Origin of the sequence: Kosakonia oryzendophytica (assembly GCF_900094925.1) — a bacterium.
Classification (GTDB): Bacteria; Pseudomonadota; Gammaproteobacteria; order Enterobacterales; family Enterobacteriaceae; genus Kosakonia; species Kosakonia oryzendophytica.
In genome coordinates, this window is record NZ_FMAY01000015.1 from 82,881 (window position 1) to 103,889 (window position 21,009).

The 21,009-nt window shown below is 51.5% G+C and carries 18 protein-coding genes and 2 tRNA genes; 3 read left to right on the forward strand and 17 right to left on the reverse strand.

The window, feature by feature from the left end:
- Positions 1–3: 3 nt before the first annotated feature.
- The 9 genes from nlpI to GA0061071_RS20675 form a co-directional block, all read right to left on the reverse strand.
- The gene (gene nlpI / locus GA0061071_RS20635; RefSeq protein WP_061493026.1) at positions 4–888 is read right to left on the reverse strand and encodes a lipoprotein NlpI; all 885 of its coding nucleotides are present in this window, start codon (positions 886–888) and stop codon (positions 4–6) included.
- Between the two features lie 108 nt (positions 889–996).
- Entirely contained in the window at positions 997–3,132 is a 2,136-nt protein-coding gene (gene pnp / locus GA0061071_RS20640; RefSeq protein ID WP_061493025.1) for a polyribonucleotide nucleotidyltransferase, read from the reverse strand.
- A 245-nt stretch (positions 3,133–3,377) separates the two neighbouring features.
- Positions 3,378–3,647, reverse strand: a complete 270-nt coding sequence (gene rpsO / locus GA0061071_RS20645) for a 30S ribosomal protein S15 (protein ID WP_017457357.1) — start codon at positions 3,645–3,647, stop codon at positions 3,378–3,380.
- A 147-nt stretch (positions 3,648–3,794) separates the two neighbouring features.
- Positions 3,795–4,742 (reverse strand): tRNA pseudouridine(55) synthase TruB, encoded by a 948-nt coding sequence (gene truB, locus GA0061071_RS20650; RefSeq protein WP_088237672.1) that lies wholly within the window; start codon positions 4,740–4,742, stop codon positions 3,795–3,797.
- Complete coding sequence (gene rbfA, locus GA0061071_RS20655; RefSeq protein ID WP_061493023.1) at positions 4,742–5,143, reverse strand: 30S ribosome-binding factor RbfA; 402 nt, start codon at positions 5,141–5,143, stop codon at positions 4,742–4,744. The genes truB and rbfA overlap by 1 nt, the downstream gene beginning before the upstream one ends.
- Before the next feature lie 101 nt (positions 5,144–5,244).
- Positions 5,245–7,956, reverse strand: a complete 2,712-nt coding sequence (gene infB / locus GA0061071_RS20660) for a translation initiation factor IF-2 (RefSeq protein ID WP_061493022.1) — start codon at positions 7,954–7,956, stop codon at positions 5,245–5,247.
- 24 nt (positions 7,957–7,980) lie between these two features.
- Entirely contained in the window at positions 7,981–9,468 is a 1,488-nt protein-coding gene (nusA, locus tag GA0061071_RS20665) for a transcription termination factor NusA (RefSeq protein ID WP_061493021.1), read from the reverse strand.
- 28 nt (positions 9,469–9,496) lie between these two features.
- Positions 9,497–9,949: a ribosome maturation factor RimP gene (rimP, locus tag GA0061071_RS20670; protein ID WP_061499745.1), complete on the reverse strand. Its 453-nt coding sequence runs from the start codon at positions 9,947–9,949 to the stop codon at positions 9,497–9,499.
- Positions 9,950–10,157: 208 nt separating this feature from the next.
- Positions 10,158–10,234: transfer RNA gene (locus GA0061071_RS20675), tRNA-Met, on the reverse strand.
- 376 nt (positions 10,235–10,610) lie between these two features.
- On the opposite strand from GA0061071_RS20675, the gene argG reads away from it, so the two are divergent.
- Positions 10,611–11,957 carry an argininosuccinate synthase gene (gene argG, locus GA0061071_RS20680; protein ID WP_061493020.1) on the forward strand — a complete coding sequence of 449 codons (1,347 nt, stop codon included), beginning with the start codon at positions 10,611–10,613 and terminating at the stop codon, positions 11,955–11,957.
- Between the two features lie 392 nt (positions 11,958–12,349).
- Here argG and GA0061071_RS20690 read toward each other — a convergent pair.
- From GA0061071_RS20690 to rlmE, 6 genes are all read right to left on the reverse strand, one after another.
- Positions 12,350–12,436: transfer RNA gene (locus tag GA0061071_RS20690), tRNA-Leu, on the reverse strand.
- 12 nt (positions 12,437–12,448) lie between these two features.
- The gene (gene secG / locus GA0061071_RS20695; protein ID WP_061493018.1) at positions 12,449–12,781 is read right to left on the reverse strand and encodes a preprotein translocase subunit SecG; all 333 of its coding nucleotides are present in this window, start codon (positions 12,779–12,781) and stop codon (positions 12,449–12,451) included.
- 227 nt (positions 12,782–13,008) lie between these two features.
- A complete protein-coding gene (glmM, locus tag GA0061071_RS20700; RefSeq protein ID WP_061493017.1) occupies positions 13,009–14,346 on the reverse strand; it encodes a phosphoglucosamine mutase in 1,338 nt (445 codons plus the stop codon).
- Positions 14,339–15,187, reverse strand: coding sequence for a dihydropteroate synthase (gene folP, locus GA0061071_RS20705; protein WP_061493016.1), 849 nt, complete (start codon positions 15,185–15,187; stop codon positions 14,339–14,341). Before folP ends, glmM begins: the two co-directional genes overlap by 8 nt.
- Before the next feature lie 100 nt (positions 15,188–15,287).
- Positions 15,288–17,219, reverse strand: a complete 1,932-nt coding sequence (ftsH, locus tag GA0061071_RS20710; protein WP_061493015.1) for an ATP-dependent zinc metalloprotease FtsH — start codon at positions 17,217–17,219, stop codon at positions 15,288–15,290.
- A gap of 102 nt (positions 17,220–17,321) precedes the next feature.
- On the reverse strand, positions 17,322–17,948 hold the full coding sequence (gene rlmE, locus GA0061071_RS20715) for a 23S rRNA (uridine(2552)-2'-O)-methyltransferase RlmE (protein ID WP_061493014.1): 627 nt from the start codon (positions 17,946–17,948) through the stop codon (positions 17,322–17,324).
- A gap of 118 nt (positions 17,949–18,066) precedes the next feature.
- Between rlmE and yhbY the strand changes: the two genes are divergently transcribed.
- Positions 18,067–18,360: a ribosome assembly RNA-binding protein YhbY gene (gene yhbY, locus GA0061071_RS20720; protein ID WP_061493013.1), complete on the forward strand. Its 294-nt coding sequence runs from the start codon at positions 18,067–18,069 to the stop codon at positions 18,358–18,360.
- A 152-nt stretch (positions 18,361–18,512) separates the two neighbouring features.
- Here the strand turns inward: yhbY and greA are convergent, their stop codons facing one another.
- The gene (greA, locus tag GA0061071_RS20725) at positions 18,513–18,989 is read right to left on the reverse strand and encodes a transcription elongation factor GreA (protein ID WP_061493012.1); all 477 of its coding nucleotides are present in this window, start codon (positions 18,987–18,989) and stop codon (positions 18,513–18,515) included.
- Positions 18,990–19,241: 252 nt separating this feature from the next.
- Between greA and dacB the strand changes: the two genes are divergently transcribed.
- Positions 19,242–20,675 carry a serine-type D-Ala-D-Ala carboxypeptidase gene (gene dacB, locus GA0061071_RS20730; RefSeq protein WP_088237670.1) on the forward strand — a complete coding sequence of 478 codons (1,434 nt, stop codon included), beginning with the start codon at positions 19,242–19,244 and terminating at the stop codon, positions 20,673–20,675.
- Between the two features lie 74 nt (positions 20,676–20,749).
- On the opposite strand, the gene tnpA is transcribed toward dacB, so the two are convergent.
- On the reverse strand, positions 20,750–21,009 hold a 260-nt coding region (gene tnpA, locus GA0061071_RS20735; protein WP_139109687.1), incomplete at its 5' end, for an IS200/IS605 family transposase.

Consider the following 21,009-nt stretch of genomic DNA (forward strand, 5'->3'; position numbering starts at 1 on the left):
CAGCTATTGCTGGTCCGATTCTGCCAGGTCGTCGTGCTCCTGGCCCAAGAGCGCTAATTCCAACAATGCGTAACGGTGCTCAACAAAGTTATGTACGTTGTTAGCAACCGCCAGTTTGAACAGTGCCGTGGCGCTGTCCTTATCCCCCAGACTTAGGTAGTACTTACCTAAATAGAAGTTGGTTTCACTGAGATGCTCAGCGAGCGAGGTGTTATCCGTTGCGTCTGCCTTCAGGCGATCCATTAGCGTTGCTTCGCTAATGTCGCCGAGGTAGAACTCGACAATGTTCCATCCCCACTGTTCCTGGTCCGATTTTTCGAAGCGCTGTTTCAGTGCTTCTTTAGCCTGCTTCTCATCGAGCTTCCGCTCAACGATGTAAAGCCACAGACTGCGGAAAGGATCATTAGGATCGTCTTGATAAAACGCCAGCAGATCATCTTGCGCTAACTTATCACGACCGCCGTAATGCAAGGCGATACCGCGATTCAAGTGCGCGTAGTTGTAAGTTGGATCAAGCTCAAGTACAGAATCAAACGCTTCATAGGCAGCATCAAAATTGCCTGCCTGCGTTAAATAAATGCCTAAGTAATTGAATACTTCAGGCATATCGGGTCTGATCGCAAGCGCTTGTGAAAAATCATTCCGCGCCAAAGCTCTCAAACCGAGGCTATCATACAATACTCCGCGCTCATATAAAAGCTGTGCGCGTTCGTCATCGGTTAAAGCCCGACTGGCAAGAATTTGTTCCATGCGTGCCAGAATCACTTCCTGCTGCAAAGTCGGTTGCAATGGCACCGCGAGGACTTCGCTCTTACGCCAGGCAGAGTTGCTGCATCCTGCCAGCGTTAAAGCTGTCGCAACGAAACACCAGCGCAAAAAAGGCTTCATTTCCCACTCCCGAAGACAACTATTGGATGAACGTCCTGTCCCCCGGCTGCAAACATGGCGTCCTGCCTGCTAATACGCCCTCCGCATAGGCGGAGGGCAAAGGCAACCTTACTCGCCCTGCTCTGCCTGCGGCGCTTCTGCCGCTTCAGCAGGCTGAGTTTGCTCAGTTGCTTCTTTAATGCTCAGACGGATACGGCCCTGGCGATCAACTTCCAGAACTTTCACCGGCACTTCCTGGCCCATCTGCAGATAGTCGGTCACTTTCTCAACACGCTTGTCAGCGATCTGAGAAATATGCACCAGACCTTCTTTACCGCCGCCGATGGCAACAAACGCGCCAAAGTCAACGATACGGGTCACTTTACCGTTATAGATGCGGCCCACTTCGATCTCAGCGGTGATCTCTTCGATACGGCGGATAGCATGTTTTGCTTTATCGCCGTCGGTTGCCGCAATTTTCACGGTACCGTCATCTTCGATTTCAATGGTTGTGCCGGTTTCTTCGGTCAGCGCGCGGATCACGGAGCCGCCTTTACCGATCACGTCTTTGATCTTGTCCGGATTGATCTTGATGGTATGGATACGCGGTGCGAATTCAGAAATATCGCCGCGTGGCGCGTTAATCGCCTGCTCCATCACGCCCAGAATATGCAAACGTGCGCCTTTCGCCTGATTCAGCGCAACCTGCATGATCTCTTTGGTGATACCTTCAATTTTGATATCCATCTGCAGCGCAGAGATACCGTCGCGGGAACCCGCAACTTTGAAGTCCATATCGCCCAGGTGGTCTTCATCGCCCAGGATATCAGACAGAACAACAAAGTTGTCGCCTTCTTTCACCAGACCCATTGCGATACCAGCTACGGCCGCTTTCACCGGCACGCCAGCGTCCATCAGCGCCAGAGATGCGCCGCACACAGATGCCATGGAGGAAGAACCGTTAGATTCGGTGATTTCAGAAACCACGCGCACGGTGTACGGGAATTTTTCTGCATCCGGCATGACTGCCAGTACGCCGCGTTTCGCCAGACGACCGTGACCAATTTCACGACGTTTCGGCGAACCCACCATCCCGGTTTCGCCTACGGAGTACGGAGGGAAGTTGTAATGGAACAGGAAGGAATCAGTACGCTCGCCCATCAGTTCATCGATGATCTGTGCATCACGTGCGGTACCCAGCGTTGCGGTCACTAGCGCCTGCGTTTCACCACGGGTGAACAGTGCTGAACCGTGAGTACGCGGCAGTACGCCAGTGCGAACGTCCAGACCACGGATCATGTCTTTTTCGCGACCATCGATACGCGGTTCGCCAGCCAGTACGCGGCTACGCACAACCTTTTTCTCGATAGCGTGCAGGATTTCACCCAGCTCGTTAGCATCCAGCGTTTCGTCTTCAGCAACCAGCGTCGCGATAGTTTCAGACTTGATCACGTCAACCTGAGCATAACGCTCTTGTTTGTCAGTGATGCGGTAAGCATCGCTCAGACGAGATTCCGCCAGCGCAGCAACACGCGCATTTAACGCTTCGTTTACTGCTTCCGGCTGCCAATCCCAGCGCGGTTTGCCAGCTTCTTTCACCAGCTCGTTGATGTTCTGGATAACAACCTGCTGCTGGTCGTGGCCAAATACCACTGCGCCCAGCATCTGGTCTTCGCTCAGCAGTTCTGCTTCGGATTCAACCATCAGAACCGCGGCTTCAGTACCGGCAACGACCAGATCCAGCTTACTTGCTTTCAGCTCTTCCTGAGTCGGGTTCAGCACGTACTGGTCGTTGATATAACCAACGCGAGCCGCACCGATTGGGCCGTTAAACGGGATACCAGACAGAGACAGCGCAGCAGAAGCACCGATCATCGATACGATGTCCGGGTTAACCTGCGGGTTAACGGAAACAACAGTAGCAATAACCTGAACTTCGTTAACGAAACCTTCCGGGAACAGCGGACGAACCGGGCGGTCAATCAGACGCGCAATCAGGGTTTCGCCTTCGCTCGGACGGCCTTCACGACGAAAGAAACCACCAGGGATTTTACCTGCAGCGTAAGTACGCTCCTGATAGTTAACGGTCAGTGGGAAAAAGTCCTGACCTGGTTTAGCTTTTTTCTGACCAACAACAGTAACGAATACGGCGGTGTCATCCATGCTTACCATTACGGCAGCGGTGGCCTGACGGGCCATCATGCCAGTTTCCAGCGTGACGGTGTGTTGGCCATACTGGAATTTACGAACGATCGGATTCAGCAAAATTCTATCCTTTCTTAATGAATATCAGCACACCGCTGGCGTGCTGAGTATTTAACCGGACCTTCTTGCATCCTCGCGACTAATGACAACCCTGACCCGCCCCATTGCGGATAAAGCCTCTCATTAGCCGCGCGAACCTCTGCAACGAAGATCATACATGGCAACAATACATTAGTTTACTGCCAATTGCTGCCGCCTGGTTGAAAAAAGGGGCCTTGAAGGCCCCTTCTTGAAACTCGCCAGACTTAGCGACGCAGACCCAGACGCTCGATCAGCGCGGTGTAGCGTGCAACGTCTTTACGTTTCAGGTAGTCGAGCAGTTTACGACGCTGAGAAACCATGCGCAGCAGACCACGACGGCTGTGGTGATCTTTTTTGTGCTCTGCAAAGTGACCCTGCAGGTGGTTGATCTGAGCAGTCAGCAGTGCAACCTGAACTTCGGTAGAACCGCTGTCGTTAGAACCACGACCAAACTCGGAAACGATTTTCGCTTTAGCTTCAACGCTTAGAGACATTTTAAACTCCAATAATAATAAAAATGAAAGGGCGCCGATCTCTAATTCAGCGACCCCAGGTTTAACGACGCACGATGTTAAATACATAGCCCGACGTTAAGCGGCAATATTCTACTCGCAGTAGCAGCTTCCCGCAAGGAGAGGCCGTTATACGGCAGGATACTCCACAACCAGACGACGCGGTGCAATGCGGCCTTCATCGTCAATTTCACCCATGCCGATGAATTTCGCTTCGTCACCTTCTGTCACGCGTACCAGCCCCTCTTTTGGTGCGGCCGATGTACGCACCGGCTGACCGTTTTTAAAGTACGCAGCCACAACGGACGGAATATTAACAACCGGGAAATCAGACGCAGGGCTGTCCATCGGCATGAGCAAGGGATCCAATAATTGCGCCGCCGGAATAGCCTGCTGCTCAGCCTGCTCCACCAGTTCAAGTAACTGTTCAAGCGTGACCATTCGCTCGACGGGGTACTTACTCACCGCCAGACGACGCAGGTAAATAACGTGTGCGCCGCAACCGAGTTTCTCGCCAAGATCATCAACGATCGTGCGGATATACGTCCCCTTCGAGCAATGAATTTCCAACTCAAGTTCATTACCTTCATGGCGTATAAACAGCAGCTCATAAACCGTGATTGGCCGGGCCTCACGCGGGACGTCAATCCCCTGGCGCGCATATTCGTAGAGCTTCTTTCCTTGATACTTCAACGCAGAATACATCGACGGGATCTGTTGCGTATCACCGCGGAAACTTTCCAACGCCGCCGCCAGTTGCTCTGCGGTGAACGTCAGCGGGCGTTCTTCAACAATCTGCCCATCTGCATCCGAGGTATCCGTACGCTGACCAAGGCGAGCAATCACCCGATAGCGTTTATCAGAATCCAGCAAATATTGAGAGAATTTCGTCGCTTCACCCAGACAAATCGGCAGCATGCCGGTGGCCAGCGGATCCAGCGCGCCAGTATGCCCGGCGCGGTTGGCATTATAGAGGCGCTTCACTTTTTGCAAGACATCATTGCTGGACGCGCCTTGCTGTTTATCCAGCAGCAACACGCCATGCACATCGCGACCGCGACGACGAGGACGACTCATCAGTCCTCCTTGCTGTCGTCCGGATTCACCCGACGCTCGTCATCGTGTTTCACAACGCTTGTTACGAGATTAGACATGCGCATCCCTTCTACCAGCGAGTTGTCATAGAAGAAGGTCAGTTCCGGCACAATACGCAAACGCATCGCTTTCCCCAACAGGGTACGGATAAATCCTGACGCATCATGCAATGCTTTAATACCCGCTTTGACAGAGGCTTCGTCTTTGTCGTTGAGGAACGTCACAAACACTTTGGCGTAAGCCAGATCGCGGGACACTTCCACTCCAGAAACGGTGGTCATCATGCCTAAACGCGGATCTTTAATTTCGCGCTGCAAGATGATAGCAATTTCTTTTTGCAGCTCCTGAGCGACGCGCTGAGGGCGACCAAATTCTTTCGCCATAATAATTCTCCAGACTAAAAAGGGGCCGTAGCCCCTTTTGATATTTCTTGCCGGGTGGCGCTTCGCTTACCCGGCCTACATGACTGACACTGTCGCGTCGATTACTCGATGGTACGCTGGATCTCAATGATTTCGAACACTTCGATCATGTCACCGGTACGTACGTCATTGTAGTTCTTCACGCCGATACCACATTCCATACCGTTACGCACTTCGTTGACGTCATCTTTGAAGCGACGCAGGGATTCCAGCTCGCCTTCATAGATAACCACGTTGTCACGCAGTACGCGGATCGGGTTGTGACGTTTAACCACACCTTCGGTAACCATACAGCCTGCGATGGCGCCAAATTTCGGTGATTTGAAGACATCACGAACTTCCGCCAGACCGATGATCTGCTGTTTCAGTTCCGGAGACAGCATACCGCTCATCGCCGCTTTCACTTCGTCGATCAGGTTATAGATGACGGAGTAGTAACGCAGATCCAGGCTTTCTGCTTCGATTACGCGGCGCGCAGAGGCATCTGCACGAACGTTGAAGCCAACCAGAATGGCGTTGGAAGCGGCAGCAAGGGTCGCATCGGTTTCGGTGATCCCACCGACGCCGGAGCCAACGATCTTCACTTTCACTTCGTCGGTAGACAGTTTCAGCAGTGAGTCGGCAATCGCCTCCACAGAACCCTGAACGTCTGCTTTCATGACGATGTTCACTTCATGAACTTCACCTTCGGTCATGTTGGCAAACATGTTTTCCAGTTTGGATTTCTGCTGACGTGCCAGTTTAACTTCGCGGAATTTGCCCTGACGGTACAGCGCAACTTCACGCGCTTTCTTCTCGTCACGAACGACAGTCGCTTCATCACCCGCAGCAGGAACACCGGACAAACCGAGAATTTCTACTGGAATAGACGGACCGGCTTCGCTCACTTCACGACCTAATTCGTCACGCATAGCACGCACACGACCGTACTCAAAACCACACAGCACGATATCGCCTTTATGCAGCGTACCTTCGCGAACCAGAACCGTTGCTACCGGACCACGACCTTTATCCAGGAAGGATTCGATAACCACACCGCTTGCCATCCCTTTACGCACGGCTTTCAGTTCCAGAACTTCAGCTTGCAGCAGGATGGCATCAAGCAGTTCATCGATACCGGTACCGGCTTTCGCAGATACGTGTACGAACTGGCTTTCGCCGCCCCACTCTTCCGGGATGATCCCGTACTGGGTCAGCTCGTTTTTAACGCGATCCGGATCGGCTTCTGGTTTATCGATCTTGTTCACAGCGACTACCACCGGTACCTGTGCCGCTTTCGCGTGCTGGATAGCTTCGATGGTCTGCGGCATCACGCCGTCGTCTGCAGCAACAACCAGCACCACGATATCCGTTGCCTGAGCACCACGGGCACGCATTGCGGTAAACGCGGCGTGACCTGGGGTATCCAGGAAGGTGATCATACCGTTGTCCGTTTCAACATGGTAAGCACCGATGTGCTGAGTAATGCCACCCGCTTCGCCAGAAGCCACTTTCGTCGAACGAATGTAGTCAAGCAGAGAGGTTTTACCGTGGTCAACGTGGCCCATAATGGTCACCACTGGCGCACGCGGTTCTGCCGCAGCACCTGTATCACGGTCGCTCATTACCGCTTCTTCCAGTTCGTTTTCACGACGCAGGATGACTTTGTGCCCCATTTCTTCAGCAACGAGCTGTGCGGTTTCCTGGTCGATAACCTGGTTAATGGTGGCCATCGCGCCCAGTTTCATCATCGCTTTGATGACCTGAGAGCCTTTTACCGCCATTTTGTTAGCCAGTTCGCCAACGGTCAGGGTTTCGCCAATCACCACGTCACGGTTAACAGCCTGCACCGGCTTCTGGAAGCCCTGCTGCAGAGAAGAACCTTTACGCTGTCTGCCGCCTTTACCACCACGAACAGCGGCACGCGCTTCTTCGCGATCGGCTTTACTTTCAGCGTGCTTGTTGCCTTTCTTCGGACGCGCTGCTTTCGCAGTGCGACCGCGACCACGCCCGCCTTCAACTTCACGGTCGTTGTCATCTTCAGCCTGACGCGCATGCTGGGAAGTGGTTACGTGATAATCACCGGTAGTTTCTTCTTCATCGCTACCAGCGCTCCAGCCATTTTCGTTCTGTTCTGCCATACGACGAGCTTCTTCCGCTACGCGACGCGCGTTTTCTTCCAGTTTACGACGAGCCTCTTCCTCCGCTTTGCGCTTGAGTTCTTGCGCTTCGGATTCACGGCGAGCTTTTTCCGCCTGGGCTGTCCTGGTCATTTCGTCAGATTGTTGGTTGCTCACTTTGCTATTTTCCGCAGCCTCGCGTTTTGCGTTTTCAGCATGTTCGCGTTTAGCTTTTTCTTCGGCTTCACGTTTCACACGGCTTTCGGCGTCACGCTTTGCTTTTTCCTCGGCTTCGCGTTCAGCGGCTTCCTGCGCTTCACGACGGGCCTTCTCTTCCGCTTCACGCATCGCCTCTTCTTCCGCAGCGAGACGTTCAGCCTCTTGTGGATCGCGTTTTACAAAGGTGCGTTTTTTACGGACTTCGATCTGCACCGATTTACTTTTACCACCGGTGCCCTGAATACTTAATGTGCTGCGCGTTTTGCGCTGCAGCGTCAGCTTATCAGGCCCGGCACCGTGTTCACGGTTCAGGTGCGCTAATAGCGTCTGCTTTTCTTGTGCCGTCACTGAATCTTCAGAGGACTTGCGGATCCCTGCGTCAGCAAATTGCTGTACCAGGCGGTCCACAGAGGTCTGAATCTCAGCGGCCAGCGTTTTTACGGTTACATCTGTCATGCTGTTCCTTCCTGCTACAGTTTATTACGCTTCGTCACCAAACCAGCAAATATTACGTGCGGCCATGATGAGCTCACCTGCTTTCTCGTCGGTTAAACCTTCGATATCACTCAGGTCATCCACGCCTTGCTCAGCGAGGTCTTCCAGCGTACAAACACCACGAGCAGCCAGTTTGAAAGCCAGTGCGCGATCCAAACCTTCCAAATTCAACAGGTCTTCAGCCGGTGCTTTATCGCTAAGGCTTTCTTCCTGCGCCAGTGCCAGAGTGGTCAGCGCATTCTTCGCGCGATCACGCAGGGCTTCAACGGTGTCTTCATCCAGACCGTCGATTTCCAGCAGCTCTTTGATAGGCACATAGGCCAGTTCTTCCAGCGTAGAGAAACCTTCTTCGACCAGAACAGTGGCGAAATCTTCGTCAATATCCAGATAACGGGTGAAGGTATCGATCGCTGCGTGCGCTTCAGCCTGATGCTTAGATTGCAGGTCTTCAACGGTCATTACGTTGAGTTCCCAGCCGCTCAGTTGAGACGCAAGACGCACGTTTTGACCATTACGGCCGATCGCCTGCGCCAGGTTACCCGCTTCAACAGCGATATCCATCGTGTGTTTATCTTCATCCACGACGATAGAGGCAACGTCAGCCGGTGCCATCGCGTTGATAACGAATTGCGCCGGGTTGTCATCCCACAGCACAATATCAATACGCTCGCCACCAAGCTCGGTAGAAACCGCCTGAACACGCGCGCCGCGCATACCAACACAAGCGCCGACCGGATCGATACGCTTATCGTTAGTTTTTACTGCGATTTTGGCACGTGAACCCGGATCGCGGGCAGCGGCTTTAATTTCAATCACTTCTTCGCCAATTTCCGGCACTTCAATGCGGAACAGTTCGATCAGCATTTCCGGTTTGGAACGGGTGACGAACAGCTGTGCACCACGCGCTTCAGGGCGCACGGCATACAGTACGCCACGAATGCGGTCACCCGGACGGAAGTTTTCGCGCGGCAGCATATCTTCACGCAGAATCACGGCTTCAGCATTGTTACCAAGATCGAGCGAGATGTTGTCGCGGTTCACTTTTTTCACTACGCCAGTGATGATTTCGCCTTCGTGCTCGCGGAACTGATCAACCACCATCGCACGTTCAGCTTCACGAACTTTCTGTACGATTACTTGCTTAGCGGTTTGCGTTGTAATGCGGTCAAAGGTTACGGATTCGATCTGATCTTCAACGTAGTCGCCAACGTTCAAGCTCTCATCTTCGTAACGTGCCGCTTCCAGAGTGATTTCGCGCGTTGGCTGAGTCACTTCTTCAACGACAAGCCAGCGACGGAATGTATCGAAATCACCGCTTTTGCGATCGATGCTTACACGCACATCGATCTCTTGTTCATATTTTTTCTTGGTTGCTGTAGCCAAAGCACTTTCCAGCGCTTCAAAAATTTTTTCACGCGGAAGCGACTTTTCATTAGAGACAGCTTCAACAACAGCCAAAATTTCTTTGTTCATTGGGGGCCTTTCACCTCAATCCAGACTGTTAAAAGTGGGGGACCAGGTTCGCTTTCTGAATGTTGCTCAATGCGAACACTTCATCTTTACCTTCGACCGTAACGGTGATCATCTCGCCATCAACATCTTTGATGATGCCCTGCCATTTGCGGCGATTCTGTACCGCCATGCGAAGGACCAGCGAGACTTCTTCGCCCTTAAAACGCGTATAGTGCGCAGCCGTAAACAAAGGACGCTCAAGACCTGGTGAAGACACTTCCAGGTTGTAAGCGACGGTAATGGGATCTTCTACGTCCAATACCGCACTGACCTGGTGGCTGACATCAGCGCAATCATCAACATTGATGCCATCTTCACTATCAATATAGATGCGCAGCGTCGATGTGCGCCCACGTATAAACTCGATACCGACCAGTTCATAGCCCAGTGCTTCAACTGGCGCAGTAACCATCTCTGTTAACTTTTGCTCTAATGTGGACAAGTCCACCCCCAAGACATAAAAAAAGGGCGTATAGCCCAGTTATTCCGTAGTCAGATAACAAAAAACCCCGATAAGTCGGGGCTTTAAATAACTGAACCCTATAGCTGCAAATACAGCCTGGAGAACCTTCCGTGAGTGTTTTTTTCAAATCCGGCTACGAAGGCGTTAAGTCTTCATAGTATATTTGAAAAAAAACACTTAGGGAAAGTGGTTGCGGGGGCCGGATTTGAACCGACGACCTTCGGGTTATGAGCCCGACGAGCTACCAGGCTGCTCCACCCCGCGCCTGAAACGTGACAAACTCTACTCGTTTGAGAGCTAATTTGCAAATAATGCTGGGATTTGGTACCGAAGACGGGACGTAAAATCGGCCTGAAGTATATTGATAAACATAACCGTCTGTCAACAGCAGGCATTAGCATCTCGTGCGCATGCACGTATGCACATTATAAATGAAGGGATGGCATGCCCCATCGATACATTGCAGCATTAATCCGATGAAAATTGCACTCTTCTCTTTCGGTCAACGTCAAAAGATGATTAAATGAAAACTCATTTATTTTGCATAACCATTCATTAATAAGTATCTGGTGGATGGCACAAACATGATGGCGCAGCTGTAAAGTCTGTCTCCACAGGTCTATCAAGCAGGGATTTTTTTATGACGACGATTCTCAAGCATCTTCCCGCAGGTCAACGTATCGGCATCGCTTTCTCTGGCGGTCTGGACACCAGTGCGGCACTGCTGTGGATGCGCCAAAAAGGCGCGGTTCCTTATGCATATACGGCAAATCTGGGTCAGCCGGATGAGGATGATTACGACGCGATCCCCCGTCGTGCGAAAGAATACGGTGCCGAAAATGCTCGCCTGATCGACTGCCGCAAACAGCTGGTTGCAGAAGGTATTGCTGCTATTCAGTGTGGCGCATTCCACAATACCACAGGTGGCCTGACTTATTTCAATACCACACCGCTGGGACGTGCGGTAACAGGCACGATGCTGGTTGCCGCAATGAAAGAAGATGGCGTGAATATTTGGGGCGACGGCAGTACTTATAAAGGAAACGATATCGAACGTTTCTATCGTTACGGCCTGCTGACTAATGCCGAACTGAAAATTTACAAACCGTGGCTGGATACTGACTTTATTGATGAGTTGGGTGGGCGTCAGGAAATGTCCGAATTCATGACTGCTTCCGGTTTCGACTACAAAATGTCTGCCGAGAAAGCATATTCAACGGACTCCAACATGCTGGGTGCCACGCACGAAGCAAAAGACCTCGAGTTCCTGAATTCCAGCGTGAAAATCGTCAATCCGATCATGGGTGTTAAGTTCTGGGACGAAAACGTCAAAATCCAGGCTGAAGAAGTCACCGTTCGTTTTGAGCGCGGTCACCCGGTTGCGCTGAATGGTAAAACGTTCGCTGATGATGTTGAGCTGATGCTGGAAGCAAACCGTATCGGTGGGCGTCACGGCCTGGGTATGAGCGACCAGATTGAAAACCGCATCATTGAAGCGAAAAGCCGCGGCATTTACGAAGCCCCTGGGATGGCGCTATTGCATATCGCCTATGAGCGTCTGTTAACCGGTATCCATAACGAAGATACCATTGAACAGTATCATGCACACGGTCGCCAACTGGGTCGTTTACTGTATCAGGGCCGCTGGTTTGATCCACAAGCTCTGATGTTGCGTGATTCTCTGCAACGCTGGGTGGCAAGCGCCATTACCGGTGAAGTGACACTGGAGTTGCGTCGTGGTAACGACTATTCAATCCTGAATACCGTTTCCGACAACCTCACTTATAAAGCAGAACGTCTGACCATGGAAAAAGGTGAATCGGTGTTCTCACCAGACGACCGTATCGGGCAACTGACTATGCGTAATCTTGATATTACCGATACCCGTGAAAAACTGTTTAATTATGTGCAAACGGGTTTATTGTCAGCCAATTCCGGCAACGGTTTGCCGCAGGTTGAGAATCTGGAAAACAGTGACAAGAAATAACCGTTTCTGCTGAATTAAAGCAGCCTGCGGTTCATCGTCGGTATCTGCCGAAAAAAGGCTCATGTTCATCATGGGCCTTTTTTATTGTGTTAATCCCCCCGTTGTAGTGCCCTGTCGTAATGCACAACTTCTTTCGAGAATAGGAGAGAAAAACGATGTTCATTGAGTCCGGTATTGGTTTGCACAATATGACCCTGGCCTAAAATCAGCGCAGCAATAAATAAGAGATCCTCGTTTTTTACAGATGCAGAGAGCCAGGATGAAAAGAAAAGGTGTGAAATACAGATTCTGAAGCCGTACGTGACAAGAAAAAAAGGACCATCGATGGTCATCATTTTCCCGGAATACAGACGAAAAAAAAGACATCTTTCGATGTCTTTTTTTTGGAATATTGGTACCGAGGACGGGACTTGAACCCGTAAGCCCAATCGGGCACTACCACCTCAAGGTAGCGTGTCTACCAATTCCACCACCTCGGCACGACTTACTGATTAATGCGGGATATCGCTGGTCGGCTTAGCCGGCGCTGCTGGCTGAGTCTGCTCAGTTTTAGCCGGAGCACTCAGATTTTCCCACTCGCTTCCTTTATTGGTTTTGTTGCTGTTAATGTTGCCCAGCACCAGGCTAATAATAAAGAACAGTGTTGCCAGTACAGCAGTCATACGGGTCATAAAGTTACCCGAACCACTTGAACCGAACAGCGTACCAGACGCGCCAGCGCCAAAGGAGGCTCCCATGTCAGCGCCTTTACCTTGCTGCAGCATAATCAGACCCACAAGAGCCAGCGCTACAATAAGGAAAAAAACTAAAAGAGCTTCGTACATAATCAACCTGTTCCTTGCGGGGTTGCCGCAGCCAATGCTTCAAACCAATAATCGTGGGAGGTTTCTTGCTTTCCCACTGAAGCGGGTGTGAATACTAACCAAAGCGAATGACCTTCGCAAGGGCAATTTCAGCGCATTTTATCAAGTGCGGAAAAAAACAGCAAAACTGCGATCTTCGCCTGATAAAAAGGCAGCAATAGCCGCCTTTTTAAACACTTAACACCCGGTTATACCGCTTTCACCGCATCCGCAATGCGATTTGCCAGTGCTGTTACCTGCGCTTCATCTTCGCCCTCAACCATCACGCGAATAAGCGGCTCAGTACCTGACTTACGCAGCAACACGCGACCACGGTTACCGAGCGTCGCTTCAACTTCCGCCGTCACTGCTTTGACCGTATCATCTTCTAGCGGGTCGCCATTGCCTGCCGTGAAGCGCACATTAACCAGCACCTGCGGAAACATTTTCATGCCGCTGCAAAGATCGTGCAGAGACATATGGTTGCGGACCATCGCGGCAACCACCTGCAGCCCCGCAACAATACCGTCGCCAGTGGTCGTTTTATCAAGCAGAATCACATGCCCGGAGTTTTCCGCCCCAATGCGCCAGCCTTTTTCCTGCATTTTTTCCAGCACATAACGGTCACCGACTTTCGCACGGGTAAACGGAATGCCCAGTTGCTTCAACGCCACTTCCAGCCCCATATTGCTCATCAGGGTACCGACCGCGCCACCGCGCAGCTGGCCCTGGCGCAACCCTTCACGCGCAATGATATACATGATTTGATCGCCATCGACTTTATTCCCCAGGTGATCAACCATGATGACGCGATCGCCGTCACCGTCAAATGCAATCCCCAGATCGGCTTTTTCTGCGAGAACACGCTGCTGTAACGCGGCAACGTCAGTCGCGCCGCATTTCTCATTAATATTCACCCCATCCGGCTCGCAGCCCATCGGGATAACTTTTGCGCCCAGTTCACGGAATACATTTGGCGCAATGTGGTAAGTCGCACCGTTCGCGCAATCAACCACAATTTTCAGCTCATTGAGGCTCAGTTCGTTAGGGAATGTGGCTTTGCAGAACTCAATATAGCGGCCAGCTGCGTCAACAATACGGCTGGCTTTACCCAGCTCAGCGGAATCCACGCAGGTCAGCTCTTTTTCCATTTCAGCTTCAATGGCTTCTTCAACGGCATCCGGCAGCTTGGTGCCATCGATAGAGAAAAATTTGATGCCATTGTCATAGAAAGGATTGTGCGACGCGGAAATCACGATCCCCGCTTCGGCACGAAACGTGCGCGTCAGATAGGCCACCGCTGGCGTCGGCATGGGGCCGGTGAACGAAGCCGAAAGCCCGGCAGCCGCCAAGCCCGCTTCCAGTGCAGACTCCAGCATATAGCCGGATATGCGAGTATCTTTGCCAATAATTATCTTACGCGAACCATGGCGAGCGAGAACCTTGCCTGCGGCCCAGCCCAGCTTCAGAACAAAATCAGGGGTGATCGGTGCGTCGCCAACACGGCCACGAATGCCATCGGTGCCAAAATATTTACGGTTACTCATAACGCTTATTTTCCTTCGCTGACAGTGTGGCTTCCACCACCCGCATAGCCTCTACGGTTTCTTTTACATCGTGAACACGAATAATTTGCGCACCCTGCATCGCAGCAATAACTGCACAGGCGAGGCTGCCACTTAAACGCTCGGAAGGACCGACATTCAACAACTGACCGATCATGGATTTCCGTGACATTCCCACCAACAGAGGCAGACCAAAATGATGAAATTCGGCAAGCCGGGCAAGCAGCGCATAATTGTGGGAGAGATTCTTACCGAAACCGAATCCCGGGTCGAGTAACAATTTCTCTTTTGCAATACCAGCTTGCTCACAGCGCGCAATATGTTCAACAAAAAAGCGGTTCACATCGGTATAGACATCATCATATTTCGGTGCTTCCTGCATCGTTTTGGGCTGCCCTTGCATGTGCATCAGACAGACGGGAAGGCCCGTTTGCGCAGCCGCTTCCAGTGCGCCAGGTTCAGTTAGCGAACGAATATCGTTGATGATATGCGCCCCTGCCCGTGCCGATTCGCGGATAACCTCTGGCTTGGATGTATCAACAGAAATCCACACTTCAAAGCGCTGTGCAATGGCTTCAACAACAGGAATAACACGCTCCAGCTCCTCTTCCACGCTGACGTCCGCAGCGCCGGGGCGTGTAGACTCGCCGCCAATATCCACAATAGTCGCGCCTGCATTGATCATCAGATTGGCGTGCTTGACGGCCTCAATCAGCGTGTTGTGCGTTCCGCCGTCCGAGAACGAGTCTGGCGTGACATTGAGGATGCCCATCACATGAGGATGAGACAGATCGAGCGTGGTGCCCTGGGCATGGAGTTTCATGTCTAAAAAACCCTGATAATTACGTGGTTAAACAGTAAAGAAAAACCCCGGAGCAAGCCCGGGGTTTTAGAAGAAGAACAGGTCATCAACGGTGGATAACTTATTTGTCGCCCAACTGCTCTGACATGGTATTACCGGGGTTCGGCGTACGTGGTTCATCAACCGGACGTGGCGCACGCGGCGTACCATTATTGTCAGAATTATTCGCACCTGGCTCTTCCCAGCCCGCAGGCGGACGTACGTCACGACGCGACATCAGGTCATCAATCTGCGGTGCATCGATGGTCTCATATTTCATCAGAGCATCTTTCATTGCATGCAGGATATCCATGTTGTCATTCAGAAGCTGACGTGCACGATTGTAGTTACGTTCAATCAGCGCTTTCACTTCCTGGTCGATGATACGCGCGGTTTCATCGGACATATGTTTCGCTTTCGCGACGGAACGGCCAAGGAAAACTTCGCCTTCTTCTTCCGCATACAACAGCGGGCCAAGTTTGTCAGAGAAGCCCCATTGAGTGACCATGTTACGCGCCAGGTTCGTTGCGACTTTAATGTCGTTCGACGCACCAGTAGAAACATGTTCCACACCGTAGATAATCTCTTCCGCCAGACGACCGCCGTACAACGTGGAGATCTGACTTTCCAGTTTCTGACGGCTGGCGCTAATTGCATCCCCTTCCGGCAGGAAGAAAGTTACACCCAACGCGCGGCCACGCGGAATAATCGTCACTTTGTGCACCGGATCATGTTCCGGCACCAGACGACCAATAATCGCATGCCCTGCTTCGTGGTATGCAGTCGACTCTTTTTGCGCTTCCGTCATCACCATGGAGCGACGTTCCGCACCCATCATGATTTTGTCTTTCGCTTTTTCGAACTCAACCATCGAAACAACGCGCTTGTTACCGCGTGCGGCAAACAGCGCCGCTTCGTTCACCAGGTTAGCTAAATCTGCACCCGAGAAGCCTGGGGTACCACGCGCAATGATTGCCGCATCAATATCCGGAGAGAGCGGAACACGGCGCATATGCACTTTCAGGATCTGCTCGCGACCACGAACGTCCGGCAGACCGACCACAACCTGACGGTCAAAGCGACCAGGACGCAGTAATGCAGGGTCAAGCACATCCGGGCGGTTAGTTGCGGCGATAACAATAATGCCTTCATTACCTTCAAAGCCATCCATCTCAACCAGCATCTGGTTCAGTGTCTGTTCACGTTCATCGTGACCACCGCCCAGACCTGCGCCACGCTGGCGACCTACGGCATCGATTTCATCAATAAAGATAATGCACGGTGCTGCCTTCTTCGCCTGTTCGAACATGTCACGTACGCGGGAGGCACCCACACCAACGAACATTTCAACGAAATCAGAACCAGAAATCGTGAAGAACGGGACTTTCGCTTCACCGGCGATGGCTTTCGCCAGCAGTGTTTTACCGGTCCCAGGCGGCCCAACCATCAGGACGCCTTTCGGGATTTTACCGCCCAGTTTCTGGAAACGGCTCGGCTCACGTAAGTACTCAACCAGTTCGCCAACTTCTTCTTTCGCTTCGTCGCAACCAGCAACATCGGCGAAAGTGGTTTTGATCTGATCTTCCGTAAGCATCCGCGCCTTGCTCTTACCGAACGACATGGCACCTTTGCCACCGCCGCCCTGCATCTGGCGCATAAAGAAAATCCAGACCCCAATCAACAGCAGCATCGGGAACCAGGAAATGAAGATGTTAGCCAGCAGACTCGGCTCTTCAGGTGGTTCACCCACAACCTTGACGTTTTTCGTCAGCAGGTTGTCGAGCAGTTTTGGATCGTTGACCGGGATGTAAGTCGTGTAACGGTTACTATCTTTCTTGGTAACGTTGATCTCACGTCCGTTGATACGCGCTTCGCGAACCTGGTCCTGGTTGACCTCTTGCAGGAAGGTAGAATAATCCACCTTACGGCCATTAGACTCGCTGGGCCCAAAGCTCTGGAATACTGACATCAGCACGACGGCAATGACCAGCCAGAGTATTAGGTTTTTCGCCATGTCACTCAAGGGATTAACCTCATATTACAACTGTGTTAAAAACAGCGTCAGGATACAACATATCCCGTTTCTTTCAAACCAAAGGCCGAAATCAACGAGGTATCATTTTCGCCCGGTCGCTACAATGTACACTTCGCGAGAACGCGCACGCGAAGAGTCCGGTTTACGCACTTTCACTTTCGTAAACAGGGAGCGAATTTCCGTCAGGTACTCATCGAAACCTTCGCCCTGAAACACCTTCACTAAAAAACTACCGCCAGGCGCCAACACGTCGCGGCACATTTCCAGCGCCAGCTCTACCAGGTACATAGAGCGGGGAATATCTACTGCCGGCGTTCCACTCATGTTCGGCGCCATGTCTGACATGACAACCTGCACTTTACTGTCACCTACGCGATCCAGTAACGCTTTCAGGACTAATTCATCACGAAAATCGCCCTGAAGGAAGTCCACACCGACGATTGGATCCATCGGTAAAAGATCGCAAGCGATAATACGACCGTTGCCCCCGATTTGGGTGACCGCATACTGCGACCATCCACCGGGTGCCGCACCAAGGTCAACAATCGTCATCCCCGGTTTAAAAAGTTTGTCACTTTGCTGTATTTCATCAAGTTTAAACCAGGCACGGGAACGCAACCCTTTTTTCTGCGCCTGTTGAACATATTTATCGCTAAAGTGTTCCTGAAGCCAGCGGCTCGAGCTGGCAGAACGCTTTTTACCTGTCATTTAACTTTCCATCCGGGTTCATCGTCGACATCGATAAATTTCGACGTGCAATTTGGCGATACAGTGGAGATGGCGGTAGAATGAACCGTTTTCAATCCCAACGTAAGCAAAATATACGATGAATCTGAGTACTAAACAAAAACAGCACCTGAAAGGTCTGGCACATCCGCTCAAGCCTGTAGTTATGCTTGGCAATAATGGTTTGACCGAAGGGGTACTGGCCGAGATTGAACAAGCGTTAGAGCACCATGAACTTATCAAGGTGAAGATCGCCTCTGAAGACAGAGAAACTAAGACCTTGATTGTGGAAGCTATCGTTCGCGAAACCGGCGCCTGCAACGTACAGGTCATCGGTAAAACGCTGGTGCTTTATCGCCCAACCGCGGAGCGTAAAATCGCGCTGCCACGCTAAGAATATCCTGAATTGAACACAAGATCTGTGTAAAACGAGGGGTTTCCGCCAGCAGAGGTGCAAAATGCCACGCTCCAGGTGTTGTTGAAAGGCCGCAATGCGGCCTTTTTCTTTTCTTTACAATACGTCAACAATTACTGCAAATGCAGCAATCAGAGATATTCTACTTTGACGATTTCGTATTCGACTTCGCCACCAGGCGTACGGATCACAACCACATCATCCTGCTCTTTGCCCACAAGGCCGCGAGCAATCGGCGAGTTAACGGAAATGAGATTCTGTTTAAAATCAGCTTCATCATCGCCAACAATGCGGTAAGTTTGCTCTTCGTCGTTATCCAGGTTCAGGACTGTGACGGTCGAACCAAAAATCACGCGTCCACTCTTCGGCATCTTCGAAATATCGATAACCTGCGCATTAGACAATTTCGCTTCGATATCTTTGATACGGCCTTCGCAAAAACCTTGCTGTTCGCGCGCCGCATGATATTCCGCGTTCTCTTTCAGGTCGCCATGTTCGCGGGCTTCCGCGATAGCGGCGATAATTTCAGGGCGACGAACGGATTTCAGAAATTCCAGTTCTTCGCGCAATTTTTCAGCACCACGTAAGGTCATCGGAATAGCTTGCATTTGTTATACCTCTTGAACATTCCTGTAAGGAGCAGGTTGTCCTGCCCCGGCAGCTCTCTATCCACCCGATTACAGGCGTATACCGCCGGGCAGAAGCAAAAGAAAACTGACCCGGGGACAAAGCCCCAGGTCAGCAGCAATTTTTCAATTTGATACGTATTTTACCCGGAAGTTCACTATGGGTCATCGTTTACTTTCCGGGTCGATGCGCCGTAGTATGACGGCTTGTTTCCAGGTTCTTAGCGCGAGATTATGCGATTTTCCAGCTTTATCATCGGATTGACCACCAGTATAGCCTTGAATGTTCAGGCTGCGAATGTCGACGAATACATCAATCAGCTCCCGGACGGTGCGAATCTTGCGCTGATGGTGCAAAAAGTTGGCAGCCAGACCCCCGAGATTGATTATCACGGTAAACAAATGGCGCTGCCGGCAAGTACGCAAAAAGTGATCACCGCGCTGGCGGCCCTGCTGCAACTCGGGCCGGATTTTCGCTTCACCACCACGCTGGAAAGCAAGGGTTCCGTCGATAATAGCGTATTAAAAGGTGACTTAATTGCACGATTTGGCGGCGATCCGACACTAAAACGCCAGGATCTGCGCAATATGGTTGCCGCGCTAAAAAAGTCAGGCGTGCAGAAAATCGACGGTAATGTCTTAATCGATACGTCCATTTTCGCCAGCCATGATAAAGCCCCCGGTTGGCCATGGAATGATATGACGCAATGCTTCAGCGCTCCGCCCGCTGCGGCAATTATCGATCGTAACTGCTTTTCAATTTCGCTGTACAGCGCCCAGAAACCTGGCGATTTGGCCTATATTCGCGTGGCGTCATACTACCCGGTGAACATGTTTAGTCAGGTGCGAACGCTGACACGAGGTTCGTCGGATGCCCAGTATTGCGAACTGGATGTGGTGCCGGGCGATCTCAATCGTTTCACGTTAACCGGCTGTCTTCCGCAGAGAGCCGATCCGTTACCACTGGCTTTCGCTATTCAGGATGGCGCCAGCTATGCCGGGGCGATCCTCAAAGATGAACTGAAAGAAGCCGGGATCACGTACACCGGCACCTTACTGCGCCAAACGCAAGAAAATCAACCCGGTACGATCATTGCGAGTAAACAATCCGCCCCGCTGCACGATCTGCTGAAGATCATGCTAAAAAAGTCGGACAATATGATTGCTGATACCGTATTCCGCATGATCGGGCATGCGCGCTTTGGTGTGCCAGGCACATGGCGCGCCGGATCCGATGCGGTACGGCAGATCCTGCGCCAGCAAGCTGGCGTTGACCTTGGCAATACGATCATTGCCGATGGCTCCGGCCTGTCGCGACACAACTTGCTGGCACCGGCCACGATGATGCAGGTGCTTCAATACATTGCGCAGCATGATACGGAACTCAATTTTATCTCAATGCTACCGCTGGCGGGCTACGACGGCTCTCTGCAGTATCGTGCGGGTTTACACCAGGCAGGCGTGGATGGCAAAGTCTCGGCAAAAACGGGCTCGCTGCAAGGTGTTTATAATCTGGCGGGCTTTATCACCACTGCCAGCGGTCAGCGGATGGCCTTTGTACAATATCTGTCCAGTTATGCGGTTGAGCCCGCGGACCAACGTAATCGACGGATCCCGCTGGTACGCTTTGAGAGCCGACTCTATAAAGATATTTATCAGAACAACTAGTAAAAGACCACCTTCTTAGAAGGTGGCTTTTGAGAATGCCCCCTGTAAGGGGGGCTATTGTCACTTTCCGCTTACTACTCTAGCAATTCCATTTGCTGTTCATGTATTTGTTCCGTTTTCTCCTGATGCCTCACATATCGTCTGATAATTTCCTCGTTCACACCGACAGAATCTACAAAGTAGCCACGTGACCAAAAGTGGTTGCCCCATAGCTTCTTTCTTATGTGTGGGAAACGATTGTAGAGTCTGATTGCGCTGCGACCTTTCAGATGCCCCATTAGAGTTGATATCGAGATTTTCGGCGGGACTATTACGACCAGATGTACATGATCTG